The organism is Fructobacillus tropaeoli (assembly GCF_001047135.2).
Classification (GTDB): domain Bacteria; phylum Bacillota; class Bacilli; order Lactobacillales; family Lactobacillaceae; genus Fructobacillus; species Fructobacillus tropaeoli.
This window is the reverse complement of sequence record NZ_DF968103.1, coordinates 2,685-3,093: the sequence shown is the minus strand read 5'-3', so window position 1 is coordinate 3,093 and position 409 is coordinate 2,685. Positions and strand designations below refer to the sequence as shown.

The window sequence follows — 409 nt, the reverse complement described above, 5'->3', positions numbered from 1 at the left end:
TTTATGGCAGCCGTTGGCTTTGTCATTATTTTAGTAATTTTCAACTGGATTACGACCGGTGTGGCGCCTTCACTATGAAAATAGAACGATGAAAAAGGCTCAAAATGGCTTGTCCGTGCCCAGTATTTGTTATAATAGACCTGTAAAATTGATATGGTTTAGCAACAAGAGCCCTAAGGAGGGAACCAAAATGAAATTGAATAAAATGTTACTTATCAAGAGAGCATCGTTGATGGTTGCAGGTGCTGCAGTAATTACTTTGAGCGCTAGTGTGGGCGCTCAGGCCGCTGACAAACAAGCTAATGGTTATGTTTATGCACCAGAAGTTTCGCAAGAAAATGGTGGCTGGAATTGGTTGGAAAATGGCCAACCTTATACAGGCTTCCGTTATTACATGGGCACTTATTAC

The 409-nt window shown here is 41.3% G+C and carries 1 pseudogene; it reads left to right on the top strand.

Features of this window, described 5'->3' with window-relative positions:
• Positions 1 to 190 precede the first annotated feature (190 nt).
• Positions 191 to 409 (top strand): annotated as a pseudogene (locus AOQ32_RS07925) (1,4-beta-N-acetylmuramidase); the annotation flags it as partial.